Origin of the sequence: Labrys sp. WJW (assembly GCF_001676615.1) — a bacterium.
Lineage (GTDB): Bacteria > Pseudomonadota > Alphaproteobacteria > Rhizobiales > Labraceae > Labrys > Labrys sedimenti.
On record NZ_LYXZ01000021.1, the window covers coordinates 60,569 to 75,640 of the forward strand.

The window sequence follows — 15,072 nt, forward strand, 5'->3', positions numbered from 1 at the left end:
ATCATTATAAGGATACTTTCTGGGCCGTCGATCTGGCAAGCCCATTCCTTCACATCGCGGGAAGGAAGCCCTGTCCATGCTCAGCCAGATTTTTCACGAACTCGGCCTCACGCCGCCGCAGGTCGTCCGCGCCGACCTGCCATTCGAGCCCTGCGTGCGTATCGGCGACATCGTCTACATCTCCGGCCAGATTCCGGAACGGGGTGAGGAGATCACGGCCATCGGCAAGGTCGGTGACGGCGTGAGCCTCGACGAGGCTCGCAAGGCCGCCGAGCTATGCGCCGCCAACGTGCTGTTCTGGCTCGACAGGGAACTGCAGGGCGATCTCGATCGGATCGTCCGGGTCGCCAAGCTCACCGTCTATGTCAATGCCGCGCCTGGGTTCAACCAGATCTCACAGGTGGGCAATGGTGCTTCGGAGCTGCTTCTCAGGATCCTCGGATCACGAGGCGAGCACACCCGCTCTGCCTTGGGAATGGCGGCGCTCCCGTTGGGCGTGGCCGTCGAGGTCGATGCCATCGTGCATGTACGCTGAATGGATGATGCGACAAGATATTGGATTAGAAACATGAATCTCGGAATCGAAGGCAGGCGGGCCCTGGTGCTCGGCGGGAACAAGGGCCTCGGGCGCGGCGTGGCCGCCCGCCTGGCGGCGGAAGGTGCGGTCGTCGCCGCGGTTGGACGCGACGCGGCAGCACTCGAGGCGACGGTCGCGGATCTCCGCGGCGTCTCGCCGTCCTCCTTCGGCATTCATGCCGATCTCGAAAATCCCGCCGATGTCGCAGCCATGTTCGAGCGGATCGATTTGGAATGGGGCGGCGTCGACATTCTGCTGCTCAATGGCGGTGGGCCGCCGCCTTTCGGTGCCGGCGATGCGGATGGCGCGCGATGGCATCGGCAGTTCGATGCTCTCTTCCTGACGGGCCTCGGCATCGCCGCCCATGTCCTGCCGGGTATGAGGGCAAGGCGCTGGGGGCGCATCCTCGTGGTGTCGTCGACCAGCGTGCGTGAGCCGATCAGGGGCCTGACGGCCTCGAACGCCTTGCGGGCGGCGGTGGCCGGATGGGCCAAGAGCCTTGCCAACGAGGTGGCGGCGGATGGCGTCACCGTCAATCTTCTGCTCGCCGGCCGCATCGACACTGAGCGCACGAAGGTGCTCGACCGTCTCGATGCGCAAGCGCGCGGCGTGGATGCAGAGGCGATTGCGGCGGAGAGCCAGGCCGAGGTTCCGATCGGGCGCTATGGCACCGCCGACGAGTTCGGTGCGGTCGCCGCCTTCCTGGCCAGCGACCTCGCCTCCTATGTCACCGGCTCGGCCATTCCGATCGACGGCGGCCTGGCACGGGCGATCCTCTAATTGGGGAGCAGCACCAACCGCTGCCGCGCACTGGCCATGGTGGGACCACCGGCCACCACGACCGACATGTCGGTTCCCCTGACATCGGCGCGGGCCAGTCCGACGATGCGGCCCGTTTGGGGCGTGCTCTTGGCAAAGGAGAACGTCAGCACGACCGAATTGGCCTGTTTCTGTGCACCGATGAGGTGGCCGTCGATTCCCGCCAGGTTCGGAGAGCCCTCGCTAAGCAGCCGGAGTGCCTGGAGGAGCTTGGCATCGGTGAGGGAACGGTTGGCCATCACGCCCCGGAAACCCAGTGCGCTGCCATTCGGCAGGGAAGCGGTTCCGGTCATCACGAAGCCTGGCCCACCGCAGCGTGGGCTCCGGCAGATAAGCCCCTTGGTGAGACGCACGCCCGACGGCGCGTAATATGCCAGATTACGAGCTTCCTCCCAACCTCGCGATGCCAGGCCGGCATCGGTGGCCGGTGAAAGCGATACGCGTCCGGCACAGGAAGCCAAAGCAAGGCAAACAGCAAAAATACCGAGAAGACGGATCAAGAGAACCCCCGAGGCATAGAACAAGTAGTGTATTCCACTACGTCACCAAGCTAGGGGGAGTCCTCGTCACGAGCAAATGATTTCGAAGTGCAGATCAACGCCCGGCGATAAAAGAACAGGACAAGAAGATCGCTACTCTGCCGCAATCGGAATGCTGACGCCGGGCTCTTCCTCGAACGGGGTTTCGAGCTCGACGAACCTGTCGGGGAAAAAGCCGTTGAAATGGGTGCGCAGGCCGAGCGAATAGGCGCCGATATGGCCGATCTCGATCCAGTCGCCGGTGTCGATGGTTTCGGGCAGATAGAAGGGCCGGGTCAGGATGTCGACGGAATCGCAGGTCGCGCCGCAGACGCGGAAGGGCAACAGCTTGTCGGGCGAGCCGTTGCGGCGCTTGCGGGCGGGATCGGGAATGAAGCGGGTCGGCAGCAGCAGCTTGCCCGTCCATGAATCGGAGAGTGACGCCCAGACACCGTCGTTGATGTAGAGGCGCTGGCCCTTCTTGAGCAGCACGCGCACCATCACCGACAGGCAGCGCGCCACGATCACGCGGCCGGGCTCGGCCACCAGCGGCAGGTCGTCCAGCTTCCAGTCGGCGATGTCGGCCCGGATCTGGCGCATCAGCGCCTCGGTCGTCGGTGTGCCCTGGTTCGAGCCCTTCTTTTTGGGGTCGAGGCCATATTGGGCGGGAAAGCCGCCGCCGATGTCGAGGCTGACGATATCCTCCTTGATGCGCGAACGCACCCAGGCGACGGAGGCCATCGCCCGTTCATAGGTCTCCGGATCCTCGACCTGGGAGCCGACATGGAAGGCGATGCCGGTCTTGAAACCGATGCCGGCCATGCGATCGAGCAGCTCGACCGCATGGGTCGGCGTGGCGCCGAACTTCTTGGAGAGTTCGTAGGCCGCCGCGCCCTTGGTGGCGAGGCGCAGGAACAGCGTGATCTCCTCGGGCGGAATGTCGAGGGCGCGCACGATGCGCAAAATCTTGGCGACCTCATCCTCATGGTCGAGCGAGAGCTCGCGAATGCCGTAGGTCTCCAGCGCCAGGCGGATATGGGACTGCGCCTTGACCGGATGCATGTAGAGCAGTTCGCAGTTCGGCGATGCCGCCCGGGCCGCTTCGAACTCGGCCGGGCTGGCCACGTCGAAGGAGGTGATGCCGGCCTCGGCCAGCACCTTGAGGATCATCGGCTCGCCATTGGTCTTCACGGCATAGGCGGTCTTGCCGGGAAATTGAGCCATGAACTCGCGCGCATCGGCGGCCAGGACCTGCGGTCGGAAGCCATAGACCGGTTCGTCCGGGCGGAGTGCCAGCGCAGCTTCGCGGGCGGTGGTGAATTTCTGCATGGCCGAATCGACGCCCCGTTTCATGATCCATGTTTAAGCCTGTTCATGGCTGCTGCAAAACAACCGCGTTTCCTGACAGAAATGTGACAGACGAAGGCGATCATGTCGTCTTGGGAGCAGCAGCAAGCCGAGCGATCGCAAGGCCGCCTTGCGAACGGCAGCAATTGGGCCCCGGCCCCATGGCTTGGTGCTTGACGGCTGGCCTCAGCGCGGACAGATTCGCATGAGTTGCTGATTTAAGGATTCTCATCATGCGTATTGCCGGTCTTGCCGCCGTCCTGCTGGCTGCATCCTGTGCGCCGGCGCTTGCCGCCTCGGCGCTGGAAAAGAATTTCTGGCTGTCCGGGCCTAATTACGACGCCATCCTGCCCCATTGCGCCGACAAGGCCGTCTCCGACCAGATCGCCGCGCGCTTTGCCCGCAAGGAGGCGAATTACTGGCATTCCAACCTGGCGATCCAGCAGATCGACCGTCATCGCCAGGTCGCCTTCCGGCCCTGGGGCGCGAGCTACATTCCGCGCCGCTTCTGCGTGGCGCGCGTGCTGACCAATGACGGGCACTATCGCCGGGTCTCCTATGCGATCGCCGAGGATACCGGCTGGATCGGCGCAAGCTGGGGCGTGGAATGGTGCGTGGATGGCACCGACCACAACCTGGCCTATGCGCCCGCCTGCAAGATGGCGCGTCCGTGATCCGTCTCCTGCTCGCGGCCATTGTCATGGTGGCCGCGAGCAGCGGTCTCGCCGCGCGTGAGATCCGTGGCGGGGCACCGGGCGACTTTGACCTCTATCTGCTCGCACTGACCTGGTCGCCGGGCTTCTGCGCCACGGGTGGCGCGGCCAAGCAGCCCGACCAGTGCGATAACGGTTCGCGCCTCGGCTTCCTTGTCCATGGCCTGTGGCCGCAGGGGGAGCGCGATTTTCCCACCGAATGCAATCCCGGTGCCTTCGTGCAGCGGCGAGACCTCGCCGCAACCCGGGGCGTGATGCCCTCCGAAGGCCTGGCCCGCTATGAGTGGCGCAAGCACGGCACCTGCTCAGGCCTCTCGCCGGCACGCTATTTCGAGGCGATGGCCACGCTCTATCGCCGGATCGCCATCCCCGAAACCTATCGGAACCCGGGGCAGGACAGTCGGGCCGCGCCCATCGAGATCGAGCGGGCCTTCTCGCAGGCCAATTCCGGCCTGCGGCCCGACATGATGACCGTGGTCTGCGGCCGTGGCGAGCGCGGCAGCGTGCTGACCGAATTGCGCATCTGCCTGAGCAAGGATCTGCGCAATTTCCGGGCCTGCCCGGCGCAATTGCAAGTTCAGGGCTGCCGGACACGAAACATTCTGATACCAGCGCTCAACTGACATTGGTCTTGGTGAACCGACATGGCTCTATGGCTCAAATTCGCAGGCACGGGGGAAGGGGAGGCCGAGGCAGGCGCACCCAAGCCCGAACGGCTGGAAGCCGGCAATCCGGCCTTCCGCACCTGGAACAGCTATGAGAGCGCCGACGGCAAGACCTTCTGCGGCATCTGGGAGGCGAGCCCGGGGCGCTGGCGCATCGTCTACGAGGAATGGGAAAGCTGCACCCTGCTCGAGGGCCGCTCCATCGTCACGCCGGATGGCGGGGCGCCGGTGGAATTGAAGGCCGGCGACACCATGATCCTCGAGCCGGGCTTTGCCGGCAGCTGGGAAGTGGTGGAAACCACGCGCAAGAGCTACGTGATCCGCCTCTGATCACAATTGCCCGGATGAGACGCGAGTCCGCCTTCTTCCGCTTGCGGGGCGTTGGGCATGGCCTTGTCGCGCCTGATGGCCGGGCGCGTCATCTCGGCATGGCCGTGCCGATCCAGTCATCGTCGTGGCCCACCTCGACCGTCTCCACCGCGGATGCCGGTGGCAGGGCGACCTGGGCCTGGCTGGGCAGGCCGATCTGAGCCGTGGACTTCTCCGTGCCGTGCCGCGAGACTGCCATTTCCCCTCTTGCCACCCCGGCCGCTTCCCGGCGATATGGGCTGGGCGGAGGTAACAGGTACAATGGCAGCAGAGCAGGGTGGTTCCACCCGTTTTCTACGCGAGCGCGATGGTCATGAGGCCCGCGTTTCCTATGCGGAACTCTTCTTCGATCTCGTCTATGTCTTTACGGTGACGCAGCTTTCCCACTCGCTTCTGGAGCATCTTTCCTGGGGCGGGGCGCTGCAAACTCTGGTCCTGTGGTTCGCGGTCTGGCTGGCGTGGCAATATACCTGCTGGTTCACCAACTGGTTCGATCCCGAGAAGACGCCGGTCCGTATTTGTCTGTTCGCGCTGATGGCACTTGGCCTCGCCATGGCCGCCGCCCTGCCGGAAGCCTTCGGCGAGCGTGGGCTCGTCTTCGCGATCTGTTTTGCGGCCATTCAGGTCGGGCGCACGGCCTTCGCCGTGTTCAGCCTGGGGGCCGGCACGCCGATCTCCCGCAATTTCCAGCGCATGATCGGCTGGAACCTGATTGCGGCCTGCATCTGGATCGCCGGTGGCCTGGCCGAGGGCGAGGCCCGCATCGCGCTGTGGATCATCGCGGTGGCCTGCGAATATTTCGCCCCTTGGTTCGGCTTTTGGCTGCCCGGGCTCGGCCGTTCGGATCCTGGCAAGGAATGGACGGTGGAAGGCGGCCATATCGTCGAGCGCTGCGCGCTCTTCGTCATCGTTGCGTTGGGCGAATCCGTCCTGGTCACCGGTGCTACCCTGGCCAAATCGACGGCCTGGGATGCGCCCGGCCTGATTGCCTTCTTCGTCGCCTTCCTAGGTTCGATCGCCATGTGGTGGATCTATTTCGACATCAGCACCAAGGATGCCACCGAGGCGATCGTCGAGTCCGACAATCCCGGACAGATCGCCGCCTATACCCACTACCTGCATGTAGCCCTGATCGCGGGCGTCATCGTTACGGCCGTCGGCAATGATCTGTCGATCGCCCATCCCGCCCATCACGTCGATTTCGGCGGCATGGCGGTGATCTTCGGTGGGCCGGCGATCTATCTGATCGGCAATGCCCTCTATAAGCGCCTGATCTATGGCGGTGTGCCGATCACCCATGTCGCTGGCCTGCTGGCACTGGCCATTACGGCGCCTTTCGCCTTCATGACCGATCTCTTGATGATCAGCGGCATCACCACCGTCATCGTGCTCGTCGTGGCGATCTGGGAAGGCTATATCGGCAGGAAAGCGAAATCGAAGGTCTTGCATCACGCATCATGAACTATCGCCATGCCTTCCACGCCGGCAACTTCGCCGACGTTCTCAAACATATCGTGCTGGCGCGCATCCTGACCCATCTCAAGGCCAAGGATGCGCCTTTCCGCGTGATCGATACCCATGCGGGCACCGGGCTCTACAGTCTCGAAGCCGACGAGGCCCGCCGCACCGGCGAATGGCAGGACGGCATCGGCCTGGTGGCGGCAAATCCGCCACCGGCACGGGTCGCCGAGTTGATTGCGCCCTGGCAAGGTCTGTGCCAGGGGCTGATGGCCCAGTCCCCGCCGCTCTATCCCGGCTCACCTTGGCTCGCCGCCGACCTGACACGCGACCAGGACCGCCTGGTCTTCTGCGAGAAGCACCCGGAGGATGCCGGCAGGCTGCGCGGCAATTTCGCCCGCGGCAAGCGCACCAAGGTGATGGAAGGCGATGCCTGGGCCTTGCTGCCAGGGCTGCTGCCGCCGCCTGAGCGGCGGGGGCTCGTCTTCATCGATCCGCCTTTCGAGGAAGACAACGAATTTCGCGCCATCGCTGATGGTCTGGTGCAGGCTTTGCGGCGCTGGGCGACCGGCGTCTATGCCATCTGGTATCCGATCAAGGGCATGCGCGAGGTCGAGAGCTTCGCCCGCAAGGTGGCCGCGCTACCCGCCGGCCGCATCCTGCGTTTCGAGCTCAGCCGCTACGCCGTGCAGCGCATCGACCGCCTCAATGGCTGCGGCATGATCATCCTCAACCCGCCCTGGAAGCTGGACGAAGAATTGCGCGCCGTCGGAGAGTATCTCGCGCCGCTGTTCGCGAAAGAAGGCAGCGGCCTCATACGGCTCGACTGGCTGAAGGAAGAAGAGAAGCGCTGATTATACCAACCTGCATAAAGTCTGCCTTTATGATCCCTGGTTTTATTTACCCGCGATTGGGGAAATCAGGCCAGGCGGGTCTCTCCCAAGGAGGCGATCGGCCGTGCGCTGGCTGACAGGGTGGCCCGCGGAGCGAAATCGATGAACAGCGGCAGGCTTGCCGCACCCAGGGCATGGGCGATCGAGCCGAATGTCCCCAGGCGCAGCACAGGTGCGCTGCGTGCCTCGGGAATGGCGGTGGCGAGCGCCGTTTCGAGGCGTGCAACGATCTCCTGCATGATCGGCGTCCCGAGGTCGCCGTCGATGACCACATTGGGAACGTCGAGCAGGGCCTGTGCCGACAGGACCGGCCCGACCAGGGCGTCGACGCAATCGGCGACCCATTCTTCCAACGCCGCCGGATTGGCAGCGATGGCTGCCGGCAGATCGTGGGGGCCGACGATCTTGCGGCCATGCCAGCCGAGATGGCGCATCAGGGCCGCGATGGAGGCCCGGGCCAGCAGGATGTCGTAGGGGCCTTTGGGCGGAGGCACCGAAGGCAGGCGCGAGGGCGGCACGGGCAGCATGGCGACATCGCCGGCATTGCCCTGGGAGCCGCGGCGATAGTCGCCGCCCAGCACTACGCCGCCGCCAATGGCCGGTCCGATGAAGAAGTAGACGAAATCATCCGATTCCCGGCCAAAGCCGTAGAAGAGCTCGGCTATGGCGGCGGCGGTGCCGTCATTCTCGGCATGAACGTCGAGGCCGGTCAGGCTCTGCAGGGCCGCGGCAAAATCGTAACCCTCCCACAGCGACAGCGTGTCGATCTCCAAATTGAGCCGGTCGAGCCAGGCACCGAGATTATAGGGCTGGGCCAGGCCGATGCCGAGCACGCGCCCGGGAGACAAGCCGTCGGCGATGGCCTTGAGATCGGCGACGTCGGCCGCCACCACGGCCAAGGCCTCCTGTGGGGCGGGCAGGGGATAGTCGTGCGAGCGCTTGTCGATGAGATGGCCGCCGAGATCGACAAGGGCGGTCTCGATGCGGTTGCGGTCGATGCGCACGCCGATGCCATAGGCCCCGGTCGGCTCCAGGCGCAGCAGCGTCGCCGGCTGGCCGCGCTGGCCGTGATAGCGCTTGCCGACCACGGAGATCAGCCCGAAGGCCTGCAGGTCCGAGACGATCTCGCCGATGGCGGTGTTGGTCAGGTTGGCGGCGCGGGCAAGGTCGGCCTTGGAGGCTTCGCGCAGGCGTCGCAGGCGCTGCAGCACCACGCGGTGGTGGTAGTGACGGATGCGCGCGGAGGTCAGTCCGCGTTCCGCCATCGACGCGGGCGCCATGGCTTCCTCCCCCTTACCGCCTGGAGCAAAACACGTTCGGGTGTGAACGCCTATTTGCTCTCACTTTCCGGGCGAGCGTATAGTCGCCACGCCGCTCTTTATTCATTGCCGTTGAGTAAATTCAAGAAGAGCGAAGGTGTCAAGCATCATGCGGGGCCTTGCTGTCCGGCGCGTCAAGGAACCGACGCAGTCCTTGTCCCGTTTCCCATGGTCGCACCCGGATTGACGCCGGGCAGGGGGTATTGTCAGATCATTGGCGGGTGCCCGCCTGGGCCGGCGCACCATGGTGAATGGATCATGCAATTCGATTTCAAGGACAGGCTGGTGCTGGTCAGCGGCGGCACCAGCGGCATCGGAGCCGCGATTGCGGCAGGATTTGCCGAAGCCGGCGCGTCCGTCGTGGCTGCAGGCTTGCCCGGTGCGGCCGCTCCTTCCGGCGTCGAGACGGTGGAACTCGACGTCAGGGATAGCGGGGCCGTCGCTGCGTTGGCCGGACGCTACCAGCGGCTCGACGTGCTGGTGAATGCCGCCGGCGTCATCCGGCGTGGTGCCGAGCACGAGCCCGAGGTCTTCGAGGAGGTCGTCGACATCAATCTCAACGGCACCATGCGCCTGTGTGCCGCCTGCCGCGGCGCCCTGGCGGCTTCGGGTGCCGGTGCGGTGGTCAACCTCGCCTCCATGCTGTCCTTTTTCGGCGGCGGCCTGGTGCCGGCCTACAGCGCCAGCAAGGGTGGCATCGCCCAGCTCACCAAATCGCTGGCCATCGCCTGGGCCGGCGAGCGCATCCGCGTCAACGCGATCGCTCCCGGCTGGATCGAGACGCCGCTCACCAGCGCGCTGGTGCAGGATCCAGCCCGCAGCGGCCCGATCCTGGCCCGCACCCCGCTCGGGCGCTGGGGCGTGCCGGCGGATCTGGTCGGGCCCGTGCTGTTCCTGTGTTCCCCCGCCGCCGCTTTCGTCACGGGCACGATCCTGCCCGTCGACGGCGGCTATCTGATCGGATGAAGCCATGACTGTGCCTGACCGCAAGCTCGACCAGAGCCGGATGCCCTATCAACTGCCGATGCCCGCAGAGGCGGCGCCCGAGATCGTGGTGCCGCATGTTCTGCCCGACGACGAGCGCGTCTGGGTGCCGCAGATGGAGAATGTCTGGTTCCGCCCGCTCTGCCTGCATGCCGGCCAGGGCTACTGGGTCAACCTGCTGCGCGTGCGCAAATCCGGCGTGCTCTCGCGCCACCGCCATCCGGCACCGGTGCACGGCCATGTCCTGAAGGGGCGCTGGCACTATCTGGAGCATGACTGGGTGGCCGAGACCGGCTCCTATGTGTTCGAGCCGCCCGGCGAGACCCATACCCTCGTGGTGCCGGAGGATTGCGAGGAGATGATCACCCTGTTCCACATTACCGGCGCCATGATCTATGTCGACCCCTGGGGCAAGGTGACCGGCTTCGAGGACGTCTTCTCCAAGATCGAGATGTGCCGTGCCCATTATGCCGCCAACGGCCTGGGCGCCGATTATGTCGAGCGTTTCATCCGGCGCTGAGCGCACCTATTTGGGGGCAGGGCGCTGCGCCGGCATTGCAGGTTTGCTGTCGCCATGCGGGCGTGGCACCATGGCGAGCACGGCCGTTTCGAGCGACTTGTCGCGGTGCTTCAGGCAATAGCCGCGCAGATGGGTGCGCAGGGCGACCGGATCCGTGAGATCGGCAAGGGAGCGTTCGCTGCCGAAATGTCCGGGATTGGCTTTGGCATAGCCTTCGATATAGCCGCCCGCCCAGGCGATGATCTGGCCGTCGAGGATGTCGCGGCGGCGCACGGCGAAGCCGCAGCGCATGTCGCCATAGTCGACAGCCTGGCTGACGGGCACATGCGGCTTGGCAGGCGTCGTGGGCTTGACTGCCGCAGGCGCTGCGTCCTCCGGCTTGGCCGGCGCCGTCTTGTCGGCGGGGGGCTTTTCGGTCGCCAGCGCCGTTGGAATCGGGAGGCTGCCTAGACAAAGGGCGCCTGCCAGGAATGCTGCCATCGTCACGCGCACATTTGCCTCCATCGCATTGATTTGCTGCGCCATGCTGCGCAAACAAAAGGGCGGCCGCAAGGCATCGTGCCCGGTGCATGAACGCAAATCTTCGACTTGGCGGGCATTGGGCGCCGCGGGAGACATGGAAATCGGGCCGGGCAGGAAAAACCTGGCTGGGGCGGGAGGGTTCGAACCTCCGAATGGCGGAATCAAAATCCGCTGCCTTACCACTTGGCTACGCCCCAATCGGTGCGGCTCAATAAACGGTTCGCTCCAAGGCCGCAAGATATGGCTACAAAAAAGCGCTGTGAAATTCATCACCAAAAAAGCGCATATCCCGCTTGCGGCTCGCCGACGATCCCGCTATAGACCCGCCCACGACTGGAATACGGAGTGTGGCTCAGCCTGGTAGAGCACTACGTTCGGGACGTAGGGGTCGCAGGTTCAAATCCTGCCACTCCGACCAGTCGATTTTCCCGAGATCCAATCCATAGATGCCAAGCCGTGGACGTCGCTCATAGCGGCGCTGGCCGTATGCGTACCGGCCTGTCAGGCAGTCGTACTGGTACGCGAAGCAGCATCTCGGTGTCTTTCCTGTAGAAAGTCATGATGATACCGTCTTCGGCAAGCGCATAGCCATTGCCTCGTGAAGTATGGTGGGGTGGGTGCCTCAACGCTCCACGGCTGTTACATGGGTAACTGAATACAGTGTAACAACTTTATGACAATGGTCCGGCGCCGAATAGATTGCCGCTTGTTTAAGCTTTGTCGTTATTCCGTCTCCGACGTAGAGATATTGTCTTTAATGTGGCATTTGGATATCTGTGCGATTAACGATTCGTTATGAGGATTGGGAATGCGGAAGCTGCTGGGCGTAGGCCTGCTTGTCCTGCTGGGTGGCTGCTCCAGCCCATCCGATGGCCCGAGCGCCGGAAGTTTCCTCAATGCGCGCCAGCCCTATACGAATGAGCGTGTTCCGGTCATCGACATCACCTATGCCGCGCAGACGGCTCTGACGCCGGGCGCCAGCGCCTCGTCCTTTGCCGGCACGCCCGGTCTCTCGAAGCTGCGTTCGGCCGGATATACGGGCACTCAGATCAGCCGCGGCGACGTCCTGCAGATCACCGTGCTGGATACCGGTGAGGATGGCCTGTTCTCGCCGACGAACAGCAAGACGCTGGATCTCGGCCGCTTTACGGTCGACGACAATGGCTCGATCGATATTCCCTTCGTCGGCAAGCAGCGGGTAGCGGGTTCCTCGCCGGAATCGGTGCAGAAGCGCATCGTCGGCAGCCTCAAGGGCTCTTCCGTCAATCCTCAGGCGGTGGTGACTATCGTTGACCGGCCCAACAGCGCCGTGGCCATTTCCGGTGCGGTGCGGGCTGCCGGCCGCATGCCGATGGCGTCGGGCAAGGAGCGCATCCTGGATGTGGTGGCGCGGGCCGGTGGCGCCACCGGGCCCGCCAATGCGACGACGGTGACCGTCATTCGCGGCAACCAGCGTGCCGACCAGAGCCTCGACCAGGTGATGGCCGATCCCAAGCAGAACATCTATCTGCAACCGGGCGACCAGGTCATCCTGGGTGGCAATACGCCGAGTTTTACTGCGATGGGGGCGTTCAAGAGCGCCGGGGAGTTCAATTTCGAACCTGGCCAGCTGACGCTGGCACAGGCCATCGCACGCAGCGGCGGCCTGCTCGATGACCGGGCTGATTCCCGCTACGTCTATCTGTTCCGCAAGCGTGCCTATTACTGGACCACCAAGGATTGCGTGCTGGTGCGGCCATCGCCCTATGGTAGCGGCACCATGCCGCCACGGACCAATTGTCCGGAAGCCATGGCTTCGCCGCCGCCGCCGCGCGCCGTGATCTTCCGCATCAATATGAGGGACGCTTCCAGCCTCCTGATGATGCAGCAGGTCCAGATGGAAAGCGGCGACATGCTGTTCGCCAGCAATGCCGGCATGGTCGATTTCGCCAAGCTCTTCACCGTGTTCCAGAAGAGCGTACCGACGGCGGCGGCCCCGCAGCCGACCGGCGGAATCCCGTCCAGCCCTCCTCCCGCACCGGGGGTGTCCCTGAATCTGCCGTCCCCCTGACGTAGGCAGGCTTCAGGAGGCCTTCTGGGTGCCGTGTAGCATCGCAAGGGCGATGCCTGCCGATGACGGCCTTTGGTCCCGATCGGGACAAGCGAGTTGCCCGGCAAGTTTTCGCAAGGGGTCGTCGGCCTTGGGTGGATCGGCACGGTCTTCCAGCAGCATCTGCAGGATCCGCCCGCAGGCATAGAGATCCGCCCGGCCGTCGAGGGGCTTGGCGGCCTGCTGTTCGGGGGCACTGAAGCCTTCGCGGCCGGCCTTCGTCAGGTCGATATCGCCGTGGCACTGCCCGGCTTCCAGGGCGATGCCGAAATCGGCGATATGCAGCGTGGCGAGATCCTCGCCGTCATAGAGCAGATTGTCCGGCGCGAGATCGGCATGCACCAGCCCGGCTGCATGCACCGCCTCCAACCCCGACAACAGGGCGGCGGCGACCCTGGCCACCTCGTCACGGAGGAACGGGGCTTTCCTCATTCGCTCCGAGAGGCTGGAGGGCAGCCAGTCCATCAGCAGGGCAGGACGACCGTCGGCGAGCCGCAAAGCGACAGTGGCGGCTGCGACGTGGCGGTGGTGCAGCCTGGCACCGAAGCGGGCCTCTCGCAGCAGGAGGTCGCGGGCGACGACATTGTCGGCTTGGTCAGGCCGCAACGTCTTGAGGGCGTGGAGGGTGCCGAGATCGCGATGGCGCAGGCGATGGATCTGCGTGAGCGCGCCCTCATGGACGATTGCTTCCAGGGCGAAGCTGTTGGCGATGAAACCCGGCTCCGCCGTATCCAGCCTGTCGAGGCGCCGGTCGAGCGCATCGCGCACGCGATCTGCCAGCAGATGGATTTCACTGGGCGTGCGCGGTCCGGCGCCATTCCGGCTGAGGGCCTGCCACAGCGCGGCAAAGCGGGTGGCGATTGCCTCAAGGTCGCCCGGTGGCGGTTCGCCGCTCATGTCGCCTGGACAGCCACGACGATGGCGCTGACATTCTCCCGTACATTGGCGATCAGGGCCTCCTGAACCAGGGCTGCTGCTGCCTCCTTCACCGGCTGCTCGGCGATGATGGTGGCGATGCTGCGCTCGTCGAGGACCCGCGCGAGCGCGGCACTGCAGAGCAGAAAGCGATCGCCGGGCTGGGCCCTGTCGTGCACGATCTCGGGTACGAACTGGCGAGGCGCGCCGATGCTGCGCGCGAGCGCGAAACGCAGGCCGATCTCGACATGGTCGCGCGTCAGGCAGCGCATCATGCCCTCGCGCATCAGATAGCAGCGGGCATTGCCGGCCCAGATCACGGCGAAATCCCGGTTCCCGAGGGCGAGGGTGACGACGCTGGCGCTCGCAGGCTCCAATGCGCCAGGGAACCGAATAGACTGCACCAGGCTATGTGCCCGCCCGAGCTTGCCTTTGACATCCTGGACTAGGGTTTCAAGCGTATCGGCCGGCGAGACATTGGCCAGCGTGTTGGTGACGATCTTGGCAGCCTCCGCTGCGCCATTGCCATCGCTGACGCCATCGGCAACCGCGAAAAGGCGGGGATTATCGGAGACCAGCAAGGCGTCGGCATTGATCGACAGGCGCGTGCCGGCATGCGTGGCATAGCCCCGTTCCATCACCAATGCCGGTGGTGGCGCTGCAGCCTCGGGCAGGGGTGTCGTTTCGGTTCTCTCGGCCGGCGGGGGCGGTGAGGGCGGCCGGGAGGGCGGCTTGACGGTGGGGTTGCCGCCTTTCAGCAGGCGCACGAAGTCGCCGGCGCGCGGTGCCCCTTGCGTCTTGAAGCCGCTGGCCCGTCCCGTGCCGCTTTCGACGGTCCACCACAGCGAGACGCGGCTATCTGCAGCGCCGGGCGGTGGTGGCTGCACCGGCCGGGCCTGGGGAAGGCGCAGGCGCTTCAGCCCGCCCAGAAAGGCAGTGATATTGAAATCGCGCAGTGTCGAGGTCTCGGCAATCGCTTCAGCGGCGGTGAACCAGCTCTCGTCGAAGCAGAAAAGGCGCGCCGGACCGTCATAATTGCTGAGCCGGGCCGCGATCACCAGCGGGAAACTGCGGCCGACCCTGTCCTTGCTCGGCAATAGGATGCCCACCATGGTGGCGTGCCCCCACAAGGATCGCTCGATCACGAAACGCCAGGGCGGGGAGGCATGAAACAGGCTTTCCCATTGCGTGCCGAGCGTCTGCTCGCTTTCCTGCAGGCCCGATTGCAGCCAGTTGACGAGTTCGGTCTCGGCCTGGCGACCGAGACCGGTCGAGACAAAATCGCCGTGACTCGGCACCTTGCCGAAAAAGCCGATGCCGTCATTCTCGGACAAGGGAGGGCGGGAAACGCTGCGCTGACTCAT

17 protein-coding genes and 2 tRNA genes are annotated in these 15,072 nt (G+C 64.9%); 11 read left to right on the forward strand and 8 right to left on the reverse strand.

Annotated features, from left to right (window positions below; all coding sequences use genetic code 11):
• Positions 1-76 precede the first annotated feature (76 nt).
• Positions 77-535 carry a RidA family protein gene (locus BA190_RS14790; RefSeq protein ID WP_068288540.1) on the forward strand — a complete coding sequence of 153 codons (459 nt, stop codon included), beginning with the start codon at positions 77-79 and terminating at the stop codon, positions 533-535.
• 33 nt (positions 536-568) lie between these two features.
• Positions 569-1,357 (forward strand): SDR family oxidoreductase, encoded by a 789-nt coding sequence (locus BA190_RS14795; protein WP_068288543.1) that lies wholly within the window; start codon positions 569-571, stop codon positions 1,355-1,357.
• Here the strand turns inward: BA190_RS14795 and BA190_RS14800 are convergent.
• Both BA190_RS14800 and BA190_RS14805 read right to left on the reverse strand, forming a co-directional pair.
• Positions 1,354-1,689: a hypothetical protein gene (locus BA190_RS14800; protein WP_068288554.1), complete on the reverse strand. Its 336-nt coding sequence runs from the start codon at positions 1,687-1,689 to the stop codon at positions 1,354-1,356. The genes BA190_RS14795 and BA190_RS14800 overlap by 4 nt on opposite strands.
• A gap of 339 nt (positions 1,690-2,028) precedes the next feature.
• Entirely contained in the window at positions 2,029-3,243 is a 1,215-nt protein-coding gene (locus BA190_RS14805; RefSeq protein WP_068288860.1) for an alanine racemase, read from the reverse strand.
• 251 nt (positions 3,244-3,494) lie between these two features.
• Here BA190_RS14805 and BA190_RS14810 point away from each other — a divergent pair, with 251 nt between their 5' ends.
• From BA190_RS14810 to BA190_RS14820, 3 genes are read left to right on the forward strand one after another with little or no spacing between them, the layout of a single operon-like run.
• Entirely contained in the window at positions 3,495-3,935 is a 441-nt protein-coding gene (locus tag BA190_RS14810) for a hypothetical protein (protein ID WP_068288558.1), read from the forward strand.
• Positions 3,932-4,597, forward strand: coding sequence for a ribonuclease T2 (locus tag BA190_RS14815; protein WP_245314733.1), 666 nt, complete (start codon positions 3,932-3,934; stop codon positions 4,595-4,597). The genes BA190_RS14810 and BA190_RS14815 overlap by 4 nt, the downstream gene beginning before the upstream one ends.
• A 21-nt stretch (positions 4,598-4,618) precedes the next feature.
• The gene (locus BA190_RS14820) at positions 4,619-4,969 is read left to right on the forward strand and encodes a cupin domain-containing protein (protein WP_068288560.1); all 351 of its coding nucleotides are present in this window, start codon (positions 4,619-4,621) and stop codon (positions 4,967-4,969) included.
• A gap of 88 nt (positions 4,970-5,057) precedes the next feature.
• On the opposite strand, the gene BA190_RS35930 is transcribed toward BA190_RS14820, so the two are convergent.
• A complete protein-coding gene (locus BA190_RS35930; RefSeq protein ID WP_156771523.1) occupies positions 5,058-5,207 on the reverse strand; it encodes a hypothetical protein in 150 nt (49 codons plus the stop codon).
• 62 nt (positions 5,208-5,269) lie between these two features.
• Between BA190_RS35930 and BA190_RS14825 the strand changes: the two genes are divergently transcribed.
• Both BA190_RS14825 and BA190_RS14830 read left to right on the forward strand, forming a co-directional pair.
• Positions 5,270-6,469, forward strand: a complete 1,200-nt coding sequence (locus BA190_RS14825) for a low temperature requirement protein A (protein WP_068288563.1) — start codon at positions 5,270-5,272, stop codon at positions 6,467-6,469.
• On the forward strand, positions 6,466-7,320 hold the full coding sequence (locus BA190_RS14830) for a 23S rRNA (adenine(2030)-N(6))-methyltransferase RlmJ (RefSeq protein WP_068288566.1): 855 nt from the start codon (positions 6,466-6,468) through the stop codon (positions 7,318-7,320). Before BA190_RS14825 ends, BA190_RS14830 begins: the two co-directional genes overlap by 4 nt.
• 65 nt (positions 7,321-7,385) lie before the next feature.
• Here BA190_RS14830 and BA190_RS14835 read toward each other — a convergent pair whose 3' ends face one another.
• Positions 7,386-8,639 (reverse strand): ROK family protein, encoded by a 1,254-nt coding sequence (locus tag BA190_RS14835; protein ID WP_068288569.1) that lies wholly within the window; start codon positions 8,637-8,639, stop codon positions 7,386-7,388.
• Positions 8,640-8,936: 297 nt separating this feature from the next.
• Between BA190_RS14835 and BA190_RS14840 the strand changes: the two genes are divergently transcribed.
• A complete protein-coding gene (locus tag BA190_RS14840) occupies positions 8,937-9,644 on the forward strand; it encodes an SDR family NAD(P)-dependent oxidoreductase (protein ID WP_068288572.1) in 708 nt (235 codons plus the stop codon).
• A gap of 4 nt (positions 9,645-9,648) precedes the next feature.
• Positions 9,649-10,182: a 2,4'-dihydroxyacetophenone dioxygenase family protein gene (locus BA190_RS14845; RefSeq protein WP_068288577.1), complete on the forward strand. Its 534-nt coding sequence runs from the start codon at positions 9,649-9,651 to the stop codon at positions 10,180-10,182.
• 6 nt (positions 10,183-10,188) lie between these two features.
• On the opposite strand, the gene BA190_RS14850 is transcribed toward BA190_RS14845, so the two are convergent.
• Positions 10,189-10,668, reverse strand: a complete 480-nt coding sequence (locus BA190_RS14850; RefSeq protein WP_156771524.1) for a hypothetical protein — start codon at positions 10,666-10,668, stop codon at positions 10,189-10,191.
• Positions 10,669-10,826: 158 nt separating this feature from the next.
• Positions 10,827-10,901 (reverse strand) — tRNA-Gln (locus BA190_RS14855).
• Positions 10,902-11,045: 144 nt separating this feature from the next.
• Between BA190_RS14855 and BA190_RS14860 the strand changes: the two genes are divergently transcribed.
• Both BA190_RS14860 and BA190_RS14865 read left to right on the forward strand, forming a co-directional pair.
• Positions 11,046-11,122: transfer RNA gene (locus tag BA190_RS14860), tRNA-Pro, on the forward strand.
• Positions 11,123-11,512: 390 nt separating this feature from the next.
• Positions 11,513-12,754, forward strand: a complete 1,242-nt coding sequence (locus BA190_RS14865) for a polysaccharide biosynthesis/export family protein (RefSeq protein ID WP_068288585.1) — start codon at positions 11,513-11,515, stop codon at positions 12,752-12,754.
• Positions 12,755-12,766: 12 nt separating this feature from the next.
• Here BA190_RS14865 and BA190_RS14870 read toward each other — a convergent pair whose 3' ends face one another.
• Entirely contained in the window at positions 12,767-13,690 is a 924-nt protein-coding gene (locus tag BA190_RS14870) for a protein kinase (protein ID WP_068288586.1), read from the reverse strand.
• Complete coding sequence (gene tagF / locus BA190_RS14875; RefSeq protein WP_068288587.1) at positions 13,687-15,072, reverse strand: type VI secretion system-associated protein TagF; 1,386 nt, start codon at positions 15,070-15,072, stop codon at positions 13,687-13,689. The genes BA190_RS14870 and tagF overlap by 4 nt, the downstream gene beginning before the upstream one ends.